The sequence below is a fragment of the Bacillus spongiae genome, from assembly GCF_037120725.1.
Classification (GTDB): Bacteria; Bacillota; Bacilli; order Bacillales; family Bacillaceae_K; genus Bacillus_CI; species Bacillus_CI spongiae.
The window spans coordinates 89,472-110,674 of sequence record NZ_JBBAXC010000015.1 but is presented as its reverse complement, the minus strand read 5'-3'; the positions used below and the strand labels follow the sequence as shown (position 1 = coordinate 110,674).

The following is a 21,203-nucleotide window of genomic DNA, read 5'->3' as shown; positions in this document are numbered from 1 at the left end:
ACTCTATTTTATCAGAAGTGGTCCTTATTTTAATTCAAAAAATAAACAAAGCCGGTGAAATTTTACTTATTGTAAAATTTCACCGGCTTTTTCATCTCAGAGGTGGGTTTTGTCCCAGCCTCTATATGTAAAGAAAACATTTATACAGAGGAACAGAAGCAATGAACCTCTTCACTAGAGAATGGTAGTTTTCTCATTATTGGATGAGAATCGCTTCATCCTGAGAGCGAAATCCAAAATAACATAAAACGGTGAGTAAGCTAGTTCCGAAAGCCTATGAATTTATGGGTTTTTTGGAAATCAAAAGATGGTAAAGCAACAGAAACTCGAATCATGAAAGAGAAGAATTTGTAGTCTATGACGATTAAAGAATATAAAGTGACGAGAGACTCAGAGTATATTAAGAGTCTAAAATCTAAAGTAATTGAGCATATAAAGTTTGATCAATTATCTCCAACAAAAAGAAGCCGCCTTGATATTATATTATCAAAATGACTTCTTCTCCTTAAGGGATGGTAACTTTTTTACTTAGTACCTAACTTATTAAATTCTTTTGATCCGCCCTTAGGAATGCTTAAAATAGTCCAATCCTTGTCCTTAATTTGTTTTCCAATGTATAGGATTTGACCTAAATGATAACTTATGTGAGCCACTTCAATTTGAATAGCTTGAAGAACACTTAAAGGTTGCTGTCTAAGAGTAACAGTTTTATTTAAGTCATCTGCTTTTAAATTACCCAGTGTATTAAAAAGTATTTTCCATCCTTCTTCCCAAATTTGCAATAGATGTTCCTTTGATTCGTCCCCTTCAACAAATTCTAAGTCTCTATCTCTATAAAGTTTTTCCCCATCAGTAATTAAAAAATCTACCCACCGAGAGTGCATATTCCCGCTTAAATGCTTGATGATAACTGCAATGCTATTAGACTCTTCACTTGGATTCCAATGTAATTCGTTTTCTGACAATTGTTGTATTCCTTTTTCAGCACGCTCTTTAAATTGCTTAAATTGCTCCATTGCCATTGTAAGGTACTGTTCTTCAAAATTGTTCAACATATCCCCCCCTAATTAATCACTAAACATCTTTACCCCATTAATTACTAAGGCCAAACACTCATATTATATAATAAACGAGTACATTAGAAAGTAGGGGGAAAAGAACCAACAGTCTAATCCTTTTCTTTTCCCCAAAAAATCATAGGAACTGTACATAATAATTTTTCAAGATTTATTCATAGACTCAACAAACAACAACGATTATCGTCCAAGAGATACGACATAGAAGTCCACTTGTAGTCACTTAATATTATTCTCACAAAATTTACTAACAGCAAAAGGAGAAAGGGAAGATTTTCAGTTGAAATACTTTTATTCTCTATTCCAACTTTGATTGTTAGTTTTGTAATCTACTTTCAAAAAAACTAATTTTAAATAAACAGGGGAAATAGCGATTTAGAGTGAATTTAAGGAGAGGAAATCATAAAGAAACAGACACGTTTACTAAAAAACGTGTCCGATATGTTGAGATATAAAAATCATTATTACTTTTTTAAATAGGAGTTCAAGATTTACCCCGCTATCGTTAAGAGTGGGATAATCGTGAGGTCACATACCAAAAATTTGCCATCGTTCAATCATGTGTTATGCGTATTTCGCTAATATCCCGGTCGGACCAATTTCCTATTACACATAGCGGAATTGAATTCAATAGCATATTGATTCTGTAACTATACTCCGCGCTTATTTCCCCAAACATAAGTGTGGAGCTGAGGTAAAACCCGAACATTATTTAGTGAAGATGATTCCATGACTTGATCAATAAGCCACTGATAGCGATTTAATAGCTCATTGATTAGTTTATCATCGTTCGCTTCATAAACATAAGGGTTACCAGCTTGCAAGAAGAACGGAATCTTAGGATATCTTTGATGTATCTCTGTAGCAAAGGCTAAATCGGTTTCATCAAAAATAACAACTTTTAAACTTGTATTTACGTTTTGGGTTTGTAGGTTTGTGACAATTTCATCTAACCGTTCACGGTCGACAGTCATTTTGGAGCTAGGTGGCTTCGGCGAGATCGTCATTTCATCTATCTCAACAAACCAATCCTGCCACCTACTTCCTTGTGTTTCTAAGGCCGTCGTCACTCCATTTGCTCGAAAGATTGATAGTAACTCGCTCATATGGGGGATTAAGGCTGGATTCCCTCCAGAAATGGTAACGTGCGAGAACTGATCGCCACCTATCTTCTTCAATTCCCCCCATATTTCCTCAGCATCCATTAAGCGAATATCATCTTTACCACTACCATCCCAAGTGAAAGCAGAGTCACACCAATCACATGCATAGTCACAACCAGCCGTTCGAACGAACATGGTTTTTTGTCCAATGACCATTCCTTCTCCTTGAATAGTCGGACCGAAAACCTCTAATATCGGAAATTTCTTCATTTTAAAAGAAGCTCCTTTCTCGGTCGATAAATACAATAACTCGTTGGAGTTTCTCGAACAAACACTTGAGCACATTTAGGTTTCGTCGGAAGTGTATTTAAATGCTCCTGAATGAGTTCCCAAACTTTTCGTGCCATTACTTCTGTTGTAGAAAAGTGGTTACTGTCCTCTTTTGAAAAGGTTGGATCTTCATTTAATAATGTATGGTCAAAGCGTTTATGAATCAGCTGCTTAATATGTTGAAAATTTATTAAAAAGCCCGTTTCATCTAACTCATCACCAACGATGGTGATATTTACAAAATATGTGTGTCCATGTACATTTTGACAAGCTCCTGCCGCTTCGTGAGGAACATAGTGAGCTGCTGCAAATTGCATATCTTTGTTTAGTTCATATTGATAATCATGATTTGGTGTTGGATAGATTTGTTGAAGCATTTCTATTCCTCTTTTCCAGCAAGGTATTGATCTAATCCTCTTTTACGAAGCTGGCAAGCAGGACATTCTCCACAGCCTGCACCTTTAATACCGTTATAGCAAGTTAATGTCTTTTCCCGTACATAATCAAACGCATTTAATTGATCTGCAAGTTCCCAAGTTTCTGCCTTGTTTAACCACATTAATGGCGTATCAATAACAAACTGGTCATCCATGGAAAGATTTAAAGAAACATTTAATGACTTAATAAAGATGTCACGGCAATCTGGATAACCACTAAAATCCGTTTCACAGACGCCCGTTACTATGTGCTTAGCCCCTACTTGTTTCGCCAATATAGTCGCAAACGACAAGAAAACTAAGTTCCTTCCTGGAACAAATGTTGAAGGAAGTTCTCCTTCTTTTTCAGTAATTTCTTCATCGTGACGTGTTAAGGCACTAGGAGCTAATTGATTTAATAAACTCATATCTAAAATGTGGTGAGGAACATTTAGGTCGGCCGCAATCTCAGCTGCCACTTCCAATTCAAGCGCATGTCTTTGCCCGTAGTTAAACGTTACTGCTTCCACTTTTTCAAATTGTTCTAATGCCCAAAATAAACAAGTAGTGCTATCCTGACCTCCACTAAATACAACAATTGCTTTATCTTTTTTCATACAAAAACTCCTCTCTCTTTTTCAGTGATTTTACTGAAAGAAGAAAGAGGTTCATTATCTACTCTATAATCGAAAAAAGCCAAAAAAACAGTATACACGATACCGTTTTATAGTTTTTTATAGAGGGAGTTTTCGAACCTCTTCTGCAACTTGCAGATGTTCTTCTTTTCATCATTTTCTTTTATATACAGTAACATGAGAAGTGAAATTGGTAAAGAGGGAACCATTGCTAAACAGACTGAACGAAATTCACAGATAATCATGGGCTAGAAGTGTCAGGCACAAAATTTAATTTTCTTAGTGATTTTCATCAAATACATGATGATTTAACCGGTTTATTTGTAGAACTCTTCATTTACTTGCAGAATCTACCGCTTTACTTGCAAAACTCCAGCTTTTACTTGCAGAATCTACCGCTTTACTTGCAAAACTCCAGCTTTTACTTGCAGAACCTACCGCTTTACTTGCAAAACTCCAGCTTTTACTTGCAGAATCTACTTGTTTACTTACAATACTTCTCATTCATTTAGATGCACCTGTCACGCATTATAAAGTGAAATGAAAGAGAAGTTATTCTATAAAGAATAACTTCTCTTTCATTACTCATCCTTATGAAATTTCCTTCAAGGAAGAAAGCACTTCCTTATACTGTTTATCCAGCTCCATTTTTTCGATTGGGTCTTCTGCGACACTTAGCAGACTAATCAGTTCACTTAATTTATTTTTCAAACGAAGTTTTTGTTCCTCATTTACTGTTAATTGCTTTACTTCCTTATTTGAAGCTTCCCATTCTTGATACGACCCATTGAAGGTCTTTATCGTATTGTTTTCTATCATCCAAATGGAGTTAGCGGTATTGTTAATAAATTGCCTGTCATGAGAAACAAACACAATAGTACCTGGGTAATCTTTGATAAGCCCCTCCAATGCCTCCATAGCATAAAGATCCAAATGATTGGTTGGTTCATCCAATATAAGTAAATTATAATCACCAACGAGGAGCTTCGCAAAGGCAAGCTTTACGCGTTCTCCACCGCTTAGATTTGAGATAGATTTCATCATATCTCCCTCAAAGAAACCTAATCGTGCCAAAATGACTCTAATTAAATATTCAGGTAAACTTGATTTACTTTTAACATAGGCAAGAACCGTATCACTTTCTGGCATCGAGAATAAATTTTGATTAAAGTACCCAACCTTTACGTTGGCTGCAAATTCGATTGATTCATTTTGATCTAACATTAGTTGTTGTAATAAGCTGGTTTTCCCAGATCCATTCTCACCAATTAAGGCTACCGTATTCCCCGTTCTTATTTTTAGTGCATCCACTTTATAGAGAAGACGATTGGAATAGCGTTTCTCCAATTGATGAGCATTCATTATTGTTTTTCGGTGAATGGGTGTTTGGAGAACATATTCCATTTTCACAGATTCCCATTCGAAGGGCTTATCTACCTTCTCCATTCGATCAATTCGTTCACGAATGACTTTCGACACTCTTTCAACTTTTCCTTTTTTACCTGCAGCCTTCCCTTTGTGTAGCTGCCATTCAGAATTTGACATCCTACTTGGCGGTCGATCCATATTTTCCGCCTGCTGTTGCTTTTTTTGATAGCGCCTTATTAATCGATTCTTTTCCTTTACATACGCATCGTATTCTTCCTGTTGTTGCTTTTTTAGTAACGCTTTTTGCTCAACATAGGCAGAGTAGTTTCCGTTATATATTTGAATCTTGCCATTTTCAATCTCCCATATTGTTGTACAAAGCTGATCCAATACATAACGATTATGGGACACGATGACAAATGTATCGTGGTGATTCTTTAATTCTGAAATAAAGGTATCTGTATGACGCCAATCTAAATGATTGGTCGGTTCATCTAATAGTAAGATTCTTTGGTCTTCTTGAAAGAGCTGATTCAATCTTTGAAGCGTTTGCTCCCCCCCACTTAAAGGTTTTCCCTCTATCTGTTCTAGCTGCTGTAAATAGCCAAACGAGTCAAACCACTCTACATTATTTTTTACGTGTTGGTCACCGACTAAATATTTTAGTAATTGCGATTTCCCTTCACCATTTTTCCCTATTAATCCAACTCTTTCCCCTTTATATAGCTTTAACTCGTCTATTTCAAAAAGAATTCTTTCACCGATTTCTAACATAACATTTTTCGCATTCATTTTTAACAAAATAAAACCTCCCCAGAATGCTCCGGACAGGTTGGTTTATAGTATGTCAAAAAGAATATAAATATGCTAAAAAGGAAGAGAAAACCATTAATTCTGCCTTTATATTCAGTATGAGCGATACTTTCTCCATTTAAAAATGGACACACCAATCCTGTCTAGAACGAGTAAAATTTCAAAATATAAAACTCGTTGTTTTTGGATCGGGTGATTACTTCATCGCTCATTCTTCATTCCTCTCTTTGTTAGCTAATGACATAATAACATTTTTTTCAAAAAAAACCAATACTAAATTGTTATTATGATGAAAACGCCAACAAACCTGACTTTTCTCACTAATAAAGGTGGATCAACTGACTTTTTCTCTCCTTTTTTGTACATTTAAAAAGATTGATTATTTTTTCATATCATCAGTACCGTCTCTTAATGTTCAAGTCTATTCAATGGTTATGCTTCATGTTAGTTTAACATGACCCTTCTTATTTAAACTGAAGATTTATAAAGGATAGCACAATTGAATCCCCTTCGTTTTCTGTAATTCACTATAATAGTAGTAATTATGCTCCATCCCAACCGTACATAATATCCGCTTATTCCGGTTAGCCTTTATAACATTGTTAATTCTTATAATCATCAGCTGATTTCTTGCCTGCCACGTAAGATTTTGAACATCAGCATTCACTTTGAATAGCCAATCATGTTTTTCTTTGACGAGTTGATCTACTTCCAGTGAATTAAAAGGAGTATTCCCTTCGTTTACTTTCAAAAAAATTTCGTTATACATATTCGTTAATTCCGTGTGTAATTGCATTTGTTCTTCTTTAGGGTATGCCTCAAAATGGTCTAAATTGACAATATCCCATTCGAACCAATCAACTGGGACAAATTTAATTTGATTTCGTTCACACAATGGGATAATGGACTGGCGATATTCATTGGGGCCAAGGTAACCCGTATAGTCAGTAGTTGTTATATGCTTCTCCCAGTCTTCTGGTCGTATTTCACCACAAATGATGTCAGGATTGAATTCTAGTATTTTCTCTTCTAACTTCTCTAATGAATAATGAAACTTGCTTCTCAAATCTTCAGTGTGCACGGTTCCTAATATACCAACAACTGTATTTGATAAGAGATTCACCAAAATTCCTCCTTAGATAATCCATCTAACTTATTATATGTTGAAGGCCTTTTTGACAAACAACGTAACTTCTCTTGTTTACTGCTTTAAGGAAGTGTAAATCATCACTCCTCTTCCTTTCACTAGACAAAATTATTAAACGTATCCATTCATTAAATAAGAACCTTTTCATAAATATCAATATGATTATGACGATGATCCTTGGCGGTGCTTATTTTGCTAAACCCTTCTTCGCTCCAAAAAGAAGCACCTATATCATTTTCGTGTTGCACACAAAGCCTTACTTTTTCAATGTTTTGTTTTCTTAAATCCTTTTCTAATAAACTTAAGGCATGACTACCTAAACCGTTCTTTTGGTATTGCTTATGTATAATCAGTAAGCCGATCCAAGTATGGTCATCATATGGATTTTTGGGAAGAAAATGAATCAAGCCAATTGGCTTATCATTTTGATTAATATAGAAATATTTAGCCCCCAATTCAAGATGTTGCTTGTTTTCCTTTATAATATCTTCAGCAGTTAACCTTTCTTTTCCTACTAAAACCTGATTGAAAAAAGGATTGGAATTCAAAATGGTTTTCTGGATAAATACACTCTCTTTAGAATTGGGTTCCTTAATTAAGGCTAGTTTTAACAATTTTGCACCTTCTTCTTATAGATTACGAGGGTAATGCAGAAATGCATGATTAGTAGTAGGATTTTAAATTATATGTTATGTAAAATGGGCAAGAGTTTGCCACAAATGATAGAAGCTTCATTTTCTCAGTTACAGATTAATTGATATCTTATTCAACCAATCTTTCACAAGTTCTCGTACAATTTCACGATTTTCAACCTGAAGCATATGCCCAGCTCCATCTAAAATGGCAACAGTTGAATTCGGAAGTTTATCGAGTAAAAAAAAGTGATCCTTATAACCACAAATTGAATCATGTCTTCCAAGTATAATAAGTGCATGATGCGGCAAAGATGGTACATCATTTAATGGCTCTTCCGAAAGAAGGTACCCCTTTTCTCTCCAGCTTGATGCTAGAAAGTCTTTGTTAGCTAATAAACGTCCCGGCTGGATTTCATTCATAAAACAGTCGAAATTTATTTTACTCTGATGAACAAATAATGTCCTAAATGCATTTTTACAATCATCATCCCATTCTCTATTTAACCCTTCATCTCTTTCCAACACTACCTTTTCAGGCAGGTTCCTCTCTTTTAGATGAAGTACAGGTGCAAGCAAACAAACTCCCTTTACTTGTTCACGCTTAGAATGTAAAATACCCTGTGCTAAATATCCTCCAAATGAGGAGCCTATTAATAAAAAGCGACTATTAGGTAGTACCTTATCAATAAATTCTAAAATATTTGTCAGCATATCATTTGTTGTTTTAAGACCTTCATCAATAGTACTTTTTCCATGAGCGGGTAAATCAATATAAACTCTTTGAAATCCTTTTATATTTTCATAGATTGGTTCTGCCCACGCTTTCATAGAACGATGATCTGTGCCCATTCCATGCAATAGTAATACTGGAAATCCTTCTCCATAGATTTCATAATAGATACGTCCCATCTCCACATTACAAAGCATACCATTTCCACCCTTATCCAGAGATTATTCGTTTAGTAAACTCCCCTATAACAATTAAATAACCTTTTTTGTCATTTTCATGTTATAAGGGTGCCATTATCGGCCTTGCTATAAATAATTCCTTTGGCTCCTACTAAATAAATTTTATCCGTTATTACACACACTCCGTTACCCTCTAAAATGTACAAATTTCTATTTTCATCGATTGGTCTATTTAACTAATTTTCTCAACCATTTCTCGTTTCGGTAGAAATCAAATTCGTCACATTCTATTACCTTATGCTCTAAAGATTTATTTTTTTAAATTGCCTTCTTTAAAAACTTTTGGCAATTCTCCTCATCTTTTTCGATTGAGTACAGCTTCCCCAAGTTAAACTCAATGGATCCATCATTTAAAGGTTCACCATTAAATTTATTACGTTTGTAAGCAAGTTGGAACATCGTTAAGGCTTCTTTATACTTCTTTTCCGCTAAGAAGTTATGCCCCTTGTTTGCATATACACCCAAGGCCATATTCATGTCAATTTGCAGAGCTTGATCATATAATTCATTCGCTTGATCATACTGTTTATTTCCACTTAAAATACCACCTTTATTTAAATAAGATAATGATTTGAATTTTTTATTTTTTCCGTTTTCTATTACATAATCATAGCATTCTATTGCCTATTCCTTTTCGTCTAAGCAACCATATGCACATCCCAAATTCACATAAGCATTTTCTACATCTATTCCAGTTTCTAAATATTTCTTGAAATAGACTAAAGCTGTCTCATATTCTTTTATCTGAAAATACAGGCCTCCTAAACCATTTAAATCATCAGGATCTTTATTTGGAATTTTTTCAAGTTCCTTTGCCGCTTCTTCATATTTACCGTTACTAGACAATTTTTTAGCTTTATTCTGCTTCATTCGTGTATAAAATGAAGACTTCGATATTGTTTCTATCATATATACCCACACCTTTTTAAGAAAATCAATTCTACTTTACACTTCTTTTATGGCCAATCCTATCTAACTCCCATTTCTATGGTTTCTCCCCTTTAACTTAATACGTTAAACTATAAAGAAAGGTTTCAATCTCTCCAATGAAACAAAGGGATAAAAGGTTCTAATTTTTGTCATCGGACTGCCCTTCAGCCTCAGCAAGAACTTCTTTCTCTTCATGGAACTCCACTTCAGTTTGTCCAGTTATATCATCAAATGGTGTGTAAAAAAGAGTAACACTTCTCTTCTTGAAAAAAACTTTATAAAAAACAATAAGTACTAAAATAACGATTACAATTGGAAGGCCAATTGCCATGAAGTTTATTGGATTCATTCTGTTTTCTCCTTTAGAAAAGTAAGATGAATGAACGACAAGATTATGTTTAATTTTTCGATAGTATTTTAATAAACATGGATTGCTTCACCCACTCATTATATCATGCAGTTGAAAACTCCCTAAAAATATTCCTTAAATAGAAAATTACTCCATGGTGCTTATACATTAAATATAAAAACGAAGGTAGAATTTGATATACTCTTTATAGATGATAATGGCTAAATTTCCCTACTTTAGATTATTTAAAAAGAAAGGACGGTATGAACAAAATGAATTATATTCGCATTCCAAAAGAGGAAAAAGAGGATCTTATTAATAAAATTCAGCAATACTATTATGAACAAGATGGAGATGAAATTGGCGAGCTTGCTGCCGGAAACCTTTTAGACTTTATGTTAAAAGAAATTGCTCCTTATTCTTATAACCAAGGGGTTGCTGATGCAAAAGAAGTGTTAGAACAAAAATATTATGCGATGGAGGAAGATCTATACGCCTTAAAGCGACCAACAGGCCATAACCGTAGATAACTTAGAATATTTTCATTCATTTGTGTTCAGGGGGAGCTGCCCAGTATTAGGAATGGGTCCCCCCTAACTGTTGTCATTTAAGCGTAACTTGGTGTTCCGTTTGGGTTATTTTTTAAAAGAAATACATAAGAAACAGATTGCTCTAAAAAGGTGGAAAGTTATGTTAAACGAAAAGTAGTTATGGTACCATCGCTTTCAAGCCACAGCTAACGAATTGTTTAAATACTCAAGATATTTCCTCGCACAAATGATTAATTTATCCATTATTTTAATAGGAGTCACTTCTTACTATTATATCGATTGGCTAAAGACCATTTCAAATGAGTTTCCTGTAGCCATCACGATTGCACCAATTTTAGCATTGATCATAACGTATAGCCCTATCTATACTTTTTTGAAAAGCGCCGATCAAGTTTTTCTGTTGCCATTGGAAAGTCAATTATCAACCTATTTTACTCGTTCCATAGTCGTTAGCTGTTTTATACAGTTTCTCATTATTCTAGTTGGACTTGCTGTGTTCATACCCTTATATACAAGTGTTCCTAGTGAAGACAACCATTCCTTTTTCACATTATTATGGATCATTTGGCTGGCAAAAACACTACATTTACTTATTAGGTGGCACGTTCAACATTATGAACAAACAAAGGTCCATTTAATCGATTCTTTTGTTCGTTATATGGTAAATACCATTCTATTATTTTTTCTTTTTTCTAATGCTAAACTATTATTTTCATTATTTGTCCTAATCCTTCTTGTTGGATTACATCGTTATTATCGTTCTCAAACCGTTCAAAAGGGGTTAAAATGGTTGTTTTTGATCAAACAAGAACAGAAATGGATGATATCCTTTTATCGATTTGCCAATCTATTTATTGATGTACCTAAGCTAAAAGATAGTGTAAAGAACGATTCTGGCTATACCAAGGCCATATCGGTAACCAAGTCGCTGATCAAGTCGAAGCTGGAAATATCCGGAGGCATGTCGAAGAACTGGGCTGGAATTGGGCTGCTAGAACGCTCAGACTGGTTAGAGGTACTGATTATCGAATCGGAACCGGATTCATATAACGGACCGGAATAACCGGTCATAGATCCTAAGAAACGCTCTAGAGAACGCAAACAGACAGCTGCTAATAAAGTAAAACCAGCTACGGACTCGAACGAAATTAGCCTAACAGATCTAGCCAAGGAGTTCGGTCTGAAGAGAATCCAGATCCGGCCTAAATTACGGAAAGTACACCTCCAGAATAAGGTAACCGATGGACTGGCATAAAGATTCTGACCAACTGGAAAATATCCGCTCAGTACTAGGAAAGAGCTCCAATAGGGGCCTTATTTTTTCTGTTATAATAGAATGGTAACACCAAATATTTCCTAGGGGATGATGAAACATGTCAACGGATATTGACGCATTACAAGCTCAGATTGATGATCTTCAGCAGAAAAAACTTACTAAAGATCTACTTTACAAGCGGAGAGAGGTCATAAGGTTACCATTACTCTTCCCAGATTACCAATCTATTATCGATAAACTGAGGACAATTTTTATCTACCCTCAGGGCTTTACAATTGACTGGGACACCCGAGAGGTACTGGTTGTTTATTCGCCGTATACAGGCACAGACCGCTTCGTTGTTATTTTTGATCTTGATACAGGGGACTACAAAACCTATTATCAAGCTGGGTACAGCGGTGGAGAAGGAATTGTGATCCGGTATATTAACACCTCCCGTTATTTATATGTCAAGACAGCGGGTAACAAGATAGGCAAATTTGATATCACTGTGGAGCCGACAAAAGGGGCGTCGCTGACTCCTATCGAGGAATATGATGTCAACATGCACTATAATTTCTCCTATCGCAACGGACAATGGTTGGTAGAGCAAGAGGGAGCTGACATCGGAAAATTTGCTAGGCGTAAGGCATTCGGAGTATATAACGACGATTTTGAATTGATCCGAGTTATTACAATCGAACCATCAAGCGGTGGTCTCTTCAATTCTGATTATACCGACTATCTGCCTAAAAGACAGGGCATCGCTTTAACGGATAACAGTATTGTTCAAGGGACTGGCGGTCCGGCATTAAGAACTAACCCAGACATTCCGCTCATGTACCAAGGCTTGGTGGAATATTCACCGGCTGGAGTAGTCGTTCAGGAAGGCCTAGTACATCACACCAAAATGATGGATATAATGGAGCAACATGGATTTGACTGTGAGAGAATCGAGAACGAGGGCATACATGTTTCTCCAGACAATAATATCTACTCTCTATTCGTCTACCAAAGTCGATTAATACCGGAAAGCATAAACGAAGGGATAGTTATTTTCGAGGAAATGTCCAGTTCTAAAGACGCTATTGACTTTAGCTCAGCTAAAACAACATACCCAGCTTATGACTTGACCAAATTTACCGATCGACCATATCCAAGAATGGGAGACGGTCAGATGTATAATTTCATGACTGGAGCTAAGCTTGACACCATAGATAAAGTCTGTAAGATGATGGCAAATACAGGCATGGGAGAATTTAGCTTTTATAGCTCAGCGGTGGACATGGTAGACATAGAAGGCACTAACATCCCGAATACTACCTTCGTCAAGATATATAACGCCAATAATGAGGCTTTCTTCATGGAATATCTCGGTAACCCGCTGAACCAACGCTTCCTTATATACGGCAGCCCGAGAAAACAATTGGAGCTTATTCCAAGTACTCCAACAGCGGTGCCAATGGGATCCGGCGTAAGTAGTTTTTATCCGAACTCAGGATTGACAGCTAAGAAAACAGCCGATAACTTGGTTACACTCAGAGGAACGCTTTATGTTCCAACAATATTGCCTGCATTGCTTGGTACGCTGTCAACTGAGTATCGACCACCATTCAATTTGGTGTTTCCCATCGCCTTATCATCATCTCCTGTGGGCGGTTACGGAGTCGTTTCTGTTAAGACAACAGGTGAAATACAATTAACCTATACAAGTCATATTGTCAATTATGCTACTGTCAATGGCATATCCTATAATACAGATTAGGCTAAAGGTGGTTATTATTTGACGACATATCTGGCATATTATAACTGTAACTTCCTTCAGTTTTATATAGAGGAAATCTGAGGTCTGGACTCGTCACCCAGGCCTTCAAATTTGTATGTATTTTCATCGAATACTGGGAGTACAGCTCCTTCAAAGCTTGATAGGTTGTCTTATAATTTACTTAATAAAACAAAGGAGGAATCTCCCATGAGCAATATCCGTACCATAATTAGAAGAATTAGGCCTGAGGTTGAATGAAGAGTTAGTGAGCTGGCACACAGGGGGTGGAAAAAGCTAACGGAAATTGAACCATCTAGTGAAATTGGTCGATACGCTCATGGACCGATGAAATACAGAGAAAGTGGTTGCATTGGCTTTCTACTCTCATCCCCTATACTCAACCTAATAGTTTTCTATATTTATATACAATAACATTTATTAGAAGTGGAGATTATTTTGGTTTATACATTCGATTAACATGTATTGGCAGCTTTATTTTGTATTTTTTCGTGCAAGGGTACTCTCAAGTTGTATTGGTCATCATAACGGGGTTCCTAACAGGTTTTCAACTTCTGCCATTACGGAAACATCATCAGTATAAGATATGGGTGACCCTTTACCCGGTTAACCACGAAGAAAGAATCCTTCCTTTTCAAAAACTTTTGTCAAGGCTATTATATTGCCAGACAGCAGCGCTATCCATCCTCATTTTAGTAAAGGGAGAATTGCTAACAGCATTTGTTACTTGTTTAGTAGGTAGTGTCTTTAGTTATGGTTATGTGTACCTTTATAGCAAAAACAAATTGAAGCACAACAAAAAAATAGCATAATTTGAATAATTTGGTTAGACTAAAAAAGTAACTCTATTGTACTGGAGAGATGAACATGACTGTTGAAATTGGTGAAGAGCTCTTAATCGGTGAACAAGGTCAAGAAGAATCATTTGAAGTCCTTTATACATTTGAATGGAAGGGCGAAAATTATTTAGTCGTTGGCTTAACAAAGGATTTAGATGAGGAAAGTGACGATCCTACCGTCACAGCCTTCCGTTACTCTGAGGAAGAGGATGGCACAATCGTGTATGAAGAAATTGAATCTGAAGAGGAATGGAATGAAGTGGAATCTCGTTTTATGGCCTATCAAGATGAACTAGAAAATGAAACGTACTCAGGCTAAGCAAAGTCGGCTCCTTTCAAAGGGGCCGTTTTTTTCGCACTGTTCCTGGTCATTAGCTCTTAGAAAATGAAAGGTAAATGAGGAAAGCCTAATTCCCTATATGTGAAAGTAGTATAGAGAACTAGACAAATTGAAGGGCTCGGTTTCTCATCATTTCTTTTTGCTTGAAGCTTGCTTTTGACCCTTGCTCTTATATGGCTTATTACTTTTCTTTTTATTTGCTGCGGCTTGCCAACGGTTCCAGCCTTTCTTACCCGTTCCACTACCAACTCCGCTTTTTTTCTTTGGTTTACTCATACGTTCACTCCATTAACTTAGTAAAAACAATCCATCGGTTGTCAAGTATATCATAACACCTCTCTAGTTTGAAAGTAGGCTTTATCGAATTTGTGTCATCGTTAACCTAAACCCTATTCAATTAGGTATTGAATAGAATAAGTAAAATCACACTAAGTTTAGCAACCAAAATTAAAGTAAAATTGTAAACCTATTCATCATAGCGTCATTATTTAATTTTATCTTCTAATTCTTTGACTCTATCTTCTAATTTTTTCGACCTTTTTTCCGCTACATTTGCGTTAATAAACGCTCCCGCTGCAAGAACAAACGCTCCCATAATCCAATACCAATCCACTTTATTCCCCCACTTTTAAACTCAGCTACTTTCGTGCGCTTGAAAGTAATAATCTACTAACTTAGTTAAGAATAAGTCTAATTTTTTACTATGTAATAAGGATTCATGAACATTGGATTATTTTCCTGCTTTTAAATTACTCATCCGTTTTCAATGATGAATAAAGTATTTGCATCCATTATAATTCATAATATAACTAAATAAGAAAATGAAGTATTAGTAAGGGGGAAAACGATGATTGAAACGAACACTGCCCTCGTAACCGGTGGCACGGATGGAATAGGAAAAGCTTTAGTAGTTAAGTTAGCTGAGAGCGGATATACTGTCTGTTTTATTGGGAGAGACCGTACAAAAGGGCAATCTACTTTGCAAATGGCCAAGCAAATACACCCTGAAGGTCATCACCGTTTTTATCAGGTAGATTTATGTAACATGTCGGACATTAAAGAGTTTGCCCGTTCTTTTAAGAAGAATCATACTACACTTCGTTTACTTTATTTAAATGCTGGAACTATCCCACCATCCCATTATACCGAATCAAGCGAAGGAATCGAAACGGCCTTTGCGGTGAACTATTTACACCGTTATTTATTAACTCATCTTTTGCTTGATGAATTAAAGGCTGCTACTCCATCAAGAATTGTCATCACTAGCGCGCCGGGAAGGTCTACGAATAAGTTAAACCTCAATGATATCAATTTAACAAGGGGTTACAAACCCCTCTTAGCGACTGATTGTGCTGCAGAAGCAAACGAAATATTTACCGTTCATATGGCAAAACACTTAGAGAATCTAGGTATTACGATCAACACAATAAATCCTGGCATTGTTAATACAAACATTAGCAGGAATAGCCCTATGCCACTTCGCATTGCAATGAACATCATGGACAAATTAAACATCTCAAAAAAGCCTAGCCTTGTAGCTGACGAATTGTATAAACTCGGTACCTCTTCATCTTTCTCTTCAGTAACTGGTCGTCTTTTTGTAAAAGGAAAAGAAATCACTACTAATAGTTCCATAGTAAATGTTCAAAAAGCAAATAAGCTTTTGGATGTTTCTTTAGAGCTTTGTAATCTTAAAGAATAATGCATATAAGTAGTGGAGATTTTTTTCCCCTTCATGTTGTTAATAGGCAAATGGTAGAACAGCTGCCAAATACACTTTTTATATTGGGACAGCCTTACTGTTGATTTCTCCTTAAGAAAAAGCATATATTGAATTTTTATCTAAGTTAGTACGTCATAGAATGTAAGACTTTCTACCCCACCCCTCTTTATTACTTTCATTCAGAAAGAATAAAGAGAGGGTCTTCTGGAGATAGCCTTTTTACGGCAACAGGTTTGATTTTATTATCTCCATATCACCCTAAATTTCCCTTTATTTTTATCATCTTTTCCATCAATGTGAAGGCTATCTTGCAGAAGCTTCCCTCCTTTTCTAGGTGGTATTATATTTTATTATCTTTGTCTGTTCACTGACTAATATTTCTATAAAGCCCATACACGTATTGACCTTTTCCTATCTATCATCATACTTTCTCTATACGAATCCCATTTTTTTTATTAAAATATTATTCATAAAGCTATTAAAAGAAAGGCGGGTATAACTCTATGACAAATAAAAAAAGGCATAATAAACAACTTACTAGACAAAAAATACTAGATGTGTCAATCAAATTAATAGCTGAAAGGGGCTTTAAAGCGACGACACTGTTGCAGATTGCAGAAAAAGCAGAAGTTTCTGAAATGACGGTCGTTAGACATTTTAAAAACAAAGAAAATATATTGATTGAAAGTTTACAGTTGATTAAATCTGACGTCCCTCGCATGAAAGAATTTGTTGTTACAGAAGCTACATATGATTTAGAAAAGGATTTACCAACAATCGTCTTCATCATTCAAGACACTTTATTAAATAACAATGAGTTAATTAGGATTTTACTGAGAGAAAAAGAATATGAGGCAAAAATAGATAATCAGCTTTCGATGGGACTATTTGATCTCATCATTCATTATTTCGACATTATGAAAGGCAAAAATAGGCTGTGTGAATTAGACTCTGAAGCCATTGCTTATGATTTAATTTCCAGCTTAATAGGGATATTTTTAGTCCGTTCTCGGTTTGAAAATAAATTTACATCCGTTTCAGAAGATGAAGCCATCAAGACATTTATTCAAATTTTCACAAAAGGAATCCAACCTTAATATTTTCCTGTAATTTGGTGTAGTGCTTTACCGTTATTTTATCGAAACGATTGTTACATAGGATAAGTTCTATTGTACTTCTTCTCTTACGGTCATCCCTCGACGGATCTTCCTTCCCAGTAAGAACATACCTATATAATACTGTTTGTTTTTATCCCTTTTGGAACATGCTGCTTTGCGATGATACCTGCTCTATGGTATAAAGCACCCTAACTTTACGATTAAATTATATAAACAAACACCTCTATTGTCATTATACTAAAGTATAAGACAAAGAGGTGTTTTGCCATTGTAAGAAAAGAATCCCGTTAAACAAATTGAATCATTTCTGCTGTTACGTTTAGTTCTTTTATTTTACTACTACGTATTTAGCAATCCTAATTTTTAGCCTTCTTCTTTAAACCCTAAATTAAATAAGTTCATATGATCTTGCCAATCGTCAGGATCATTTAATGTAACGACGATAAGGTCTATTCCATCTTTTGATGCAGTGGATACTAATGTACGACCAGATGCTCTCGTAAAGCCCGTTTTTCCACCTGTTGAATATGGATAATCAAAGAGTAATTTATTTTTATTCCTCCACGTTGAGGTATCTAATACTAGCTCTGGAGGAATAGGGTGTTCTTTCGTTTTAAAAATCTTCCTGAATTCAGCGTTTTGCATCGCGTATTGTGTAAGTAACGCCATATCATAAGCAGTAGAGTAATGGTTCGGGTTATCTAAGCCATGTGGATTCGTAAAGTTCGTGTTCTTCATCCCTAAACTACTCGCTTTTCGATTCATCAGTTTAACAAACTCTTCCTCTGATCCAGCAATGTAATCTGCAATGGCGACAGCAGCGTCATTTCCCGACCTAAGCATGAGACCGTATATAAGATCCTCTAGCTTTACTTGATCTCCTTGTTTCAAATTAATTGAAGAGCCTTCTACCCCAACGGCATCATTACTAATCGTTACGAGCTTTGTTAAATCCCCTATTTCTAATGCTAAAATCGCTGTCATGATCTTTGTAATGCTCGCAATTTTCATTCTTTTATTTATGTTTTTATCATATAAAACCTTTTTAGTATTTTGATCCATTAAAATCGCTGCTTCTGCTGACACTTTTGCATCAATAGAAGCTTTTGGTTTTATCGGTACCATGGCACAAAAGAGAATCATACACACAACGCATAAAATAAGCTTTTTATATTTCATTTTTTTACTCCTTTTTTTCTTGGTCTTATTTCCATTTCTTATCATGAAACGATACGATCTAAATTATTCACACTGTTCACCTCTTAAAAAATCAAAGTACATATTTACAATGAATAGTTTTCCACCTGCCTCAATAAACATGATATAGGTGGGGAAAAGTCAGCTATATCTAAAAAATCATGTAAGAATATGCCGAGGTAATTCAAGCTCCATATTCTTATGGTCAAAATAGAATCGTGAGTTATCACAAGAAAGGTTGGGGTTATTTTGCAAATTCATGTTGTTCAAGGCGGACAAAGTTTGTATGGCATTTCTCAAGCTTACGGTGTTTCCTATCAAACCATCGCACAAGCAAATGAACTTTCTGATCCTTCACGTCTTGTCATAGGGCAAGCTCTCGTCATTCCTATTGTCGGTCGTTTTCATTGGGTTCAATCAGGTCAATCATTAGACATCATTGCACGTATGTATGGTATATCGGTAAATGAACTTGCTCAAATAAACGGGTTACAACTTACTTCCCCTCTTCAAGTGGGGCTTCGTCTTTATATTCCACCACAACCAAAACCAACGATTGATGCATTGATTTATGTCGAACCTAGAGACCCTGTAAGTCAAACGATGATTAATGATGTTACGAATACCGTTGATTCTCTTACGTTTCTCGCCATGTTCAGCTATCGTGCGAATCGCAATGGATCGCTTGATGCGCCACCGATTGCTAACATCCCGGAAATTGCTGCATCAAGTGGCGTTATTAACACGCTTGTTGTGAGTAATCTAGAAGAATTTCAGTTTAGTGCGGATCTAGCTAATGCTTTGTTTAACGATGAATCTGCTCAAAACCAGTTATTTAGGAACCTCATTCAGATTGCAAATGAAGTTGGTTATAAAGATATTCATTTTGACTTTGAATTATTAAATCCAGAGGATCGTGAGTTATATAATAACTTCCTTCGTAAGGCTAGAGATCAGTTTAAGGCTGCCGGACTGATGATATCCACAGCGATTGGGCCAAAAACAAATAATGCAACAACCGGTATATTTGGCGCGCATGATTATGTGGCTCAAGGAAATATCCTTGATTTTACGGCACTCATGACATATGAATGGGGGTACATGCAAAGTGCTCCGCAAGCGATTAGTCCTATCGGTCCTGTACGAGACGTTCTCGAATATGCGACAAGTGTAATGCCCCCATCTAAAATTTTTATGGGACAGAATTTATACGGATATGATTGGAGTGCTCCGTTTCCACCTGAGGGAGGGGCTCCAGCCAAAGCAGTAAGTCCTCAACGAGCGGTAGAAATTGCCATCGAAAGGAATGCTCAAATCGAATATGATTATCAGGCACAAGCACCGTTTTTCCGATATTTTGATGACGGAGGAGCCCTACATGAAGTATGGTTTGAAGATGCTAGAAGCATCCAAGCGAAGTTTAATTTAATTAAACAAACTGGAGTTCGTGGAATTATGTATTGGAAATTAGGTCTATCCTTCCCGCAAAATTGGCTTTTATTAACTGATAATTTTAATATTAGAAAAAGGGCTTAAACCTCTCTCGACTATAGTGGAAAGTGTTCTATAAAGTCCATTGAAGGAATCAATTTGTACAAAGCTCGTACGAACAAGGAAGGTTGGATTTTGAATTTACATTCTAAAATCCAATCTTTTTTATTCGTACGGATAATAACTAAAATGAAGAAAATAGAAGTGTAGCTTTAAATCAAGGTTCGATAATTTGTGTTAAAGATTGTTTACTGAAATAATGTATAAATATAAATCCTGTTGAACTGTTAGCAGGGTTTTTTAATGGTTTAACTTATTGTACGTATTAAGGAAATTTGATAAAAAATTATTAACACCAGCGAGCGATATTAAAGTTGAAGTTAGGAGTTAAACATAAAAAGGTGAAACTTCTATACGTTATTATTCGTATATGTAGCTTATAGAGGAGGTATCATGATGAAAAAGATTATTTTTTTGTTGATCGCTGTGCCATTTTTTTTAATTGGGTGCGGTAGTGACAATGACGTGAATTTAGTAACATATGATAACGGTGAGCTTGAAAAGGAATTAAAGGAAGAAGGGATTCAACCCAAACTACCAACAAAGTTTCCTATTGTTATAGTAGAACATGAACTGAGTATTCCTCCACCTCCGACACCTAAAGGGCAATTCCCAGTATATTATACAGGAGAAAACGGAGAATATTTTGAGTTAATGATATGGGATAGACCGGTTACATGGGAGGAGATCAGTACTTACGAAAAAGTGGACATTAATGGGAATGAAAGTTTTTATATGAGTGATGAAGCATACACAAGTACATTACATTGGGAAGATGGAGATTATTATTATATTTTACAGTATCACCATCAGTCTTCGGAAACGAAAATAACAAAGGGTGATTTAATAAATATAGCTGAATCGTTTAAATAAAGACATCAATTTGAATCTAATATAGAGAAGAAGTTTCCATTTAGTCATTGGCATTTTTTTGAACTGCGAATATAATTATCTAGCCAATAAAATTAAGGATATTTAAGAATGGGGAGCGATTGAGGAACAACAAATAATCGAACCTTTTTATAAAAACTATCAGTTAATCTTCACGAGAGAATCTATTTTGATCAATCTTTTT

At 35.6% G+C, this 21,203-nt stretch carries 23 protein-coding genes, 2 pseudogenes and 1 riboswitch; of the genes and pseudogenes, 9 read left to right on the top strand and 16 right to left on the bottom strand.

The window, feature by feature from the left end; all coding sequences use genetic code 11:
* Window positions 1-524: 524 nt before the first annotated feature.
* The 13 genes and pseudogenes from WAK64_RS17050 to WAK64_RS16995 form a co-directional block, all read right to left on the bottom strand.
* Complete coding sequence (locus WAK64_RS17050) at window positions 525-1,055, bottom strand: DUF1572 family protein (RefSeq protein ID WP_336588201.1); 531 nt, start codon at window positions 1,053-1,055, stop codon at window positions 525-527.
* Between the two features lie 671 nt (window positions 1,056-1,726).
* Window positions 1,727-2,449: a 7-carboxy-7-deazaguanine synthase QueE gene (queE, locus tag WAK64_RS17045; protein WP_336588200.1), complete on the bottom strand. Its 723-nt coding sequence runs from the start codon at window positions 2,447-2,449 to the stop codon at window positions 1,727-1,729.
* Window positions 2,446-2,886: a 6-carboxytetrahydropterin synthase QueD gene (queD, locus tag WAK64_RS17040; RefSeq protein WP_336588199.1), complete on the bottom strand. Its 441-nt coding sequence runs from the start codon at window positions 2,884-2,886 to the stop codon at window positions 2,446-2,448. The genes queE and queD overlap by 4 nt, the downstream gene beginning before the upstream one ends.
* Window positions 2,887-2,888: 2 nt before the next feature.
* Window positions 2,889-3,542 (bottom strand): 7-cyano-7-deazaguanine synthase QueC, encoded by a 654-nt coding sequence (gene queC, locus WAK64_RS17035; protein WP_336588198.1) that lies wholly within the window; start codon window positions 3,540-3,542, stop codon window positions 2,889-2,891.
* Window positions 3,543-3,645: 103 nt separating this feature from the next.
* Window positions 3,646-3,689: riboswitch (PreQ1 riboswitch) on the bottom strand.
* A 204-nt stretch (window positions 3,690-3,893) separates the two neighbouring features.
* Window positions 3,894-4,064: a hypothetical protein gene (locus tag WAK64_RS17030; RefSeq protein WP_336588197.1), complete on the bottom strand. Its 171-nt coding sequence runs from the start codon at window positions 4,062-4,064 to the stop codon at window positions 3,894-3,896.
* Window positions 4,065-4,151: 87 nt separating this feature from the next.
* Entirely contained in the window at window positions 4,152-5,720 is a 1,569-nt protein-coding gene (abc-f, locus tag WAK64_RS17025; protein ID WP_336588204.1) for a ribosomal protection-like ABC-F family protein, read from the bottom strand.
* Window positions 5,721-6,222: 502 nt separating this feature from the next.
* Window positions 6,223-6,864, bottom strand: coding sequence for a hypothetical protein (locus WAK64_RS17020; protein WP_336588196.1), 642 nt, complete (start codon window positions 6,862-6,864; stop codon window positions 6,223-6,225).
* Between the two features lie 152 nt (window positions 6,865-7,016).
* Window positions 7,017-7,502: a GNAT family N-acetyltransferase gene (locus WAK64_RS17015; RefSeq protein WP_336588195.1), complete on the bottom strand. Its 486-nt coding sequence runs from the start codon at window positions 7,500-7,502 to the stop codon at window positions 7,017-7,019.
* A 129-nt stretch (window positions 7,503-7,631) separates the two neighbouring features.
* Window positions 7,632-8,450, bottom strand: a complete 819-nt coding sequence (locus tag WAK64_RS17010) for an alpha/beta fold hydrolase (protein ID WP_336588194.1) — start codon at window positions 8,448-8,450, stop codon at window positions 7,632-7,634.
* Window positions 8,451-8,750: 300 nt separating this feature from the next.
* The gene (locus WAK64_RS17005) at window positions 8,751-8,957 is read right to left on the bottom strand and encodes a hypothetical protein (RefSeq protein ID WP_336588193.1); all 207 of its coding nucleotides are present in this window, start codon (window positions 8,955-8,957) and stop codon (window positions 8,751-8,753) included.
* 24 nt (window positions 8,958-8,981) lie between these two features.
* Window positions 8,982-9,092: pseudogene (locus WAK64_RS22485) on the bottom strand (hypothetical protein); the annotation flags it as partial.
* A gap of 24 nt (window positions 9,093-9,116) precedes the next feature.
* Window positions 9,117-9,401: a tetratricopeptide repeat protein gene (locus WAK64_RS17000; protein WP_336588192.1), complete on the bottom strand. Its 285-nt coding sequence runs from the start codon at window positions 9,399-9,401 to the stop codon at window positions 9,117-9,119.
* Window positions 9,402-9,561: 160 nt separating this feature from the next.
* Entirely contained in the window at window positions 9,562-9,771 is a 210-nt protein-coding gene (locus tag WAK64_RS16995; protein WP_336588191.1) for a DUF3951 domain-containing protein, read from the bottom strand.
* A gap of 272 nt (window positions 9,772-10,043) precedes the next feature.
* Between WAK64_RS16995 and WAK64_RS16990 the strand changes: the two genes are divergently transcribed.
* From WAK64_RS16990 to WAK64_RS16975, 5 genes and pseudogenes are all read left to right on the top strand, one after another.
* Window positions 10,044-10,301: a DUF2164 domain-containing protein gene (locus WAK64_RS16990; RefSeq protein ID WP_336588190.1), complete on the top strand. Its 258-nt coding sequence runs from the start codon at window positions 10,044-10,046 to the stop codon at window positions 10,299-10,301.
* 190 nt (window positions 10,302-10,491) lie between these two features.
* Window positions 10,492-11,385 (top strand): annotated as a pseudogene (locus WAK64_RS16985) (ABC transporter permease); the annotation flags it as partial.
* 310 nt (window positions 11,386-11,695) lie between these two features.
* Window positions 11,696-13,342, top strand: a complete 1,647-nt coding sequence (locus WAK64_RS16980) for a hypothetical protein (protein WP_336588189.1) — start codon at window positions 11,696-11,698, stop codon at window positions 13,340-13,342.
* Between the two features lie 365 nt (window positions 13,343-13,707).
* Window positions 13,708-14,172 carry an ABC transporter permease gene (locus tag WAK64_RS22480; RefSeq protein WP_419465963.1) on the top strand — a complete coding sequence of 155 codons (465 nt, stop codon included), beginning with the start codon at window positions 13,708-13,710 and terminating at the stop codon, window positions 14,170-14,172.
* A 55-nt stretch (window positions 14,173-14,227) separates the two neighbouring features.
* The gene (locus tag WAK64_RS16975; RefSeq protein WP_336588188.1) at window positions 14,228-14,518 is read left to right on the top strand and encodes a DUF1292 domain-containing protein; all 291 of its coding nucleotides are present in this window, start codon (window positions 14,228-14,230) and stop codon (window positions 14,516-14,518) included.
* A gap of 150 nt (window positions 14,519-14,668) precedes the next feature.
* On the opposite strand, the gene WAK64_RS16970 is transcribed toward WAK64_RS16975, so the two are convergent.
* A complete protein-coding gene (locus WAK64_RS16970) occupies window positions 14,669-14,815 on the bottom strand; it encodes a DUF3934 domain-containing protein (protein ID WP_336588187.1) in 147 nt (48 codons plus the stop codon).
* A 208-nt stretch (window positions 14,816-15,023) separates the two neighbouring features.
* Complete coding sequence (locus WAK64_RS16965; protein WP_336588186.1) at window positions 15,024-15,152, bottom strand: hypothetical protein; 129 nt, start codon at window positions 15,150-15,152, stop codon at window positions 15,024-15,026.
* A gap of 234 nt (window positions 15,153-15,386) precedes the next feature.
* Here WAK64_RS16965 and WAK64_RS16960 point away from each other — a divergent pair, with 234 nt between their 5' ends.
* Together WAK64_RS16960 and WAK64_RS16955 are read left to right on the top strand one after the other, a co-directional pair.
* The gene (locus WAK64_RS16960; protein WP_336588185.1) at window positions 15,387-16,241 is read left to right on the top strand and encodes an SDR family NAD(P)-dependent oxidoreductase; all 855 of its coding nucleotides are present in this window, start codon (window positions 15,387-15,389) and stop codon (window positions 16,239-16,241) included.
* 524 nt (window positions 16,242-16,765) lie between these two features.
* On the top strand, window positions 16,766-17,359 hold the full coding sequence (locus WAK64_RS16955; RefSeq protein WP_336588184.1) for a TetR/AcrR family transcriptional regulator: 594 nt from the start codon (window positions 16,766-16,768) through the stop codon (window positions 17,357-17,359).
* Between the two features lie 384 nt (window positions 17,360-17,743).
* Here the strand turns inward: WAK64_RS16955 and WAK64_RS16950 are convergent, their stop codons facing one another.
* On the bottom strand, window positions 17,744-18,559 hold the full coding sequence (locus WAK64_RS16950; protein WP_336588183.1) for a D-alanyl-D-alanine carboxypeptidase family protein: 816 nt from the start codon (window positions 18,557-18,559) through the stop codon (window positions 17,744-17,746).
* Window positions 18,560-18,826: 267 nt separating this feature from the next.
* Here WAK64_RS16950 and WAK64_RS16945 point away from each other — a divergent pair, with 267 nt between their 5' ends.
* Together WAK64_RS16945 and WAK64_RS16940 are read left to right on the top strand one after the other, a co-directional pair.
* Window positions 18,827-20,113, top strand: coding sequence for a LysM peptidoglycan-binding domain-containing protein (locus WAK64_RS16945; RefSeq protein ID WP_336588182.1), 1,287 nt, complete (start codon window positions 18,827-18,829; stop codon window positions 20,111-20,113).
* A 411-nt stretch (window positions 20,114-20,524) separates the two neighbouring features.
* Window positions 20,525-21,001, top strand: a complete 477-nt coding sequence (locus tag WAK64_RS16940; RefSeq protein ID WP_336588181.1) for a DUF4367 domain-containing protein — start codon at window positions 20,525-20,527, stop codon at window positions 20,999-21,001.
* Window positions 21,002-21,203: the final 202 nt, after the last annotated feature.

Excerpts from the sequence above, each read along its gene's own strand:
- WAK64_RS17000 (WP_336588192.1), bottom strand. The coding sequence starts at position 9,401 with ATGATAGAAACAATATCGAAGTCTTCATTTTATACACGAATGAAGCAG.
- WAK64_RS16975 (WP_336588188.1), top strand. The coding sequence starts at position 14,228 with ATGACTGTTGAAATTGGTGAAGAGCTCTTAATCGGTGAACAAGGTCAA.
- WAK64_RS16990 (WP_336588190.1), top strand. The coding sequence starts at position 10,044 with ATGAATTATATTCGCATTCCAAAAGAGGAAAAAGAGGATCTTATTAAT.
- WAK64_RS17030 (WP_336588197.1), bottom strand. The coding sequence starts at position 4,064 with ATGAGAAGTATTGTAAGTAAACAAGTAGATTCTGCAAGTAAAAGCTGG.
- WAK64_RS16955 (WP_336588184.1), top strand. The coding sequence starts at position 16,766 with ATGACAAATAAAAAAAGGCATAATAAACAACTTACTAGACAAAAAATA.
- queE (WP_336588200.1), bottom strand. The coding sequence starts at position 2,449 with ATGAAGAAATTTCCGATATTAGAGGTTTTCGGTCCGACTATTCAAGGA.
- queD (WP_336588199.1), bottom strand. The coding sequence starts at position 2,886 with ATGCTTCAACAAATCTATCCAACACCAAATCATGATTATCAATATGAA.
- WAK64_RS16980 (WP_336588189.1), top strand. The coding sequence starts at position 11,696 with ATGTCAACGGATATTGACGCATTACAAGCTCAGATTGATGATCTTCAG.
- WAK64_RS16940 (WP_336588181.1), top strand. The coding sequence starts at position 20,525 with ATGAAAAAGATTATTTTTTTGTTGATCGCTGTGCCATTTTTTTTAATT.
- WAK64_RS17050 (WP_336588201.1), bottom strand. The coding sequence starts at position 1,055 with ATGTTGAACAATTTTGAAGAACAGTACCTTACAATGGCAATGGAGCAA.
- WAK64_RS16995 (WP_336588191.1), bottom strand. The coding sequence starts at position 9,771 with ATGAATCCAATAAACTTCATGGCAATTGGCCTTCCAATTGTAATCGTT.
- WAK64_RS16970 (WP_336588187.1), bottom strand. The coding sequence starts at position 14,815 with ATGAGTAAACCAAAGAAAAAAAGCGGAGTTGGTAGTGGAACGGGTAAG.
- abc-f (WP_336588204.1), bottom strand. The coding sequence starts at position 5,720 with ATGAATGCGAAAAATGTTATGTTAGAAATCGGTGAAAGAATTCTTTTT.
- WAK64_RS16960 (WP_336588185.1), top strand. The coding sequence starts at position 15,387 with ATGATTGAAACGAACACTGCCCTCGTAACCGGTGGCACGGATGGAATA.
- WAK64_RS16950 (WP_336588183.1), bottom strand. The coding sequence starts at position 18,559 with ATGAAATATAAAAAGCTTATTTTATGCGTTGTGTGTATGATTCTCTTT.
- queC (WP_336588198.1), bottom strand. The coding sequence starts at position 3,542 with ATGAAAAAAGATAAAGCAATTGTTGTATTTAGTGGAGGTCAGGATAGC.
- WAK64_RS17010 (WP_336588194.1), bottom strand. The coding sequence starts at position 8,450 with ATGCTTTGTAATGTGGAGATGGGACGTATCTATTATGAAATCTATGGA.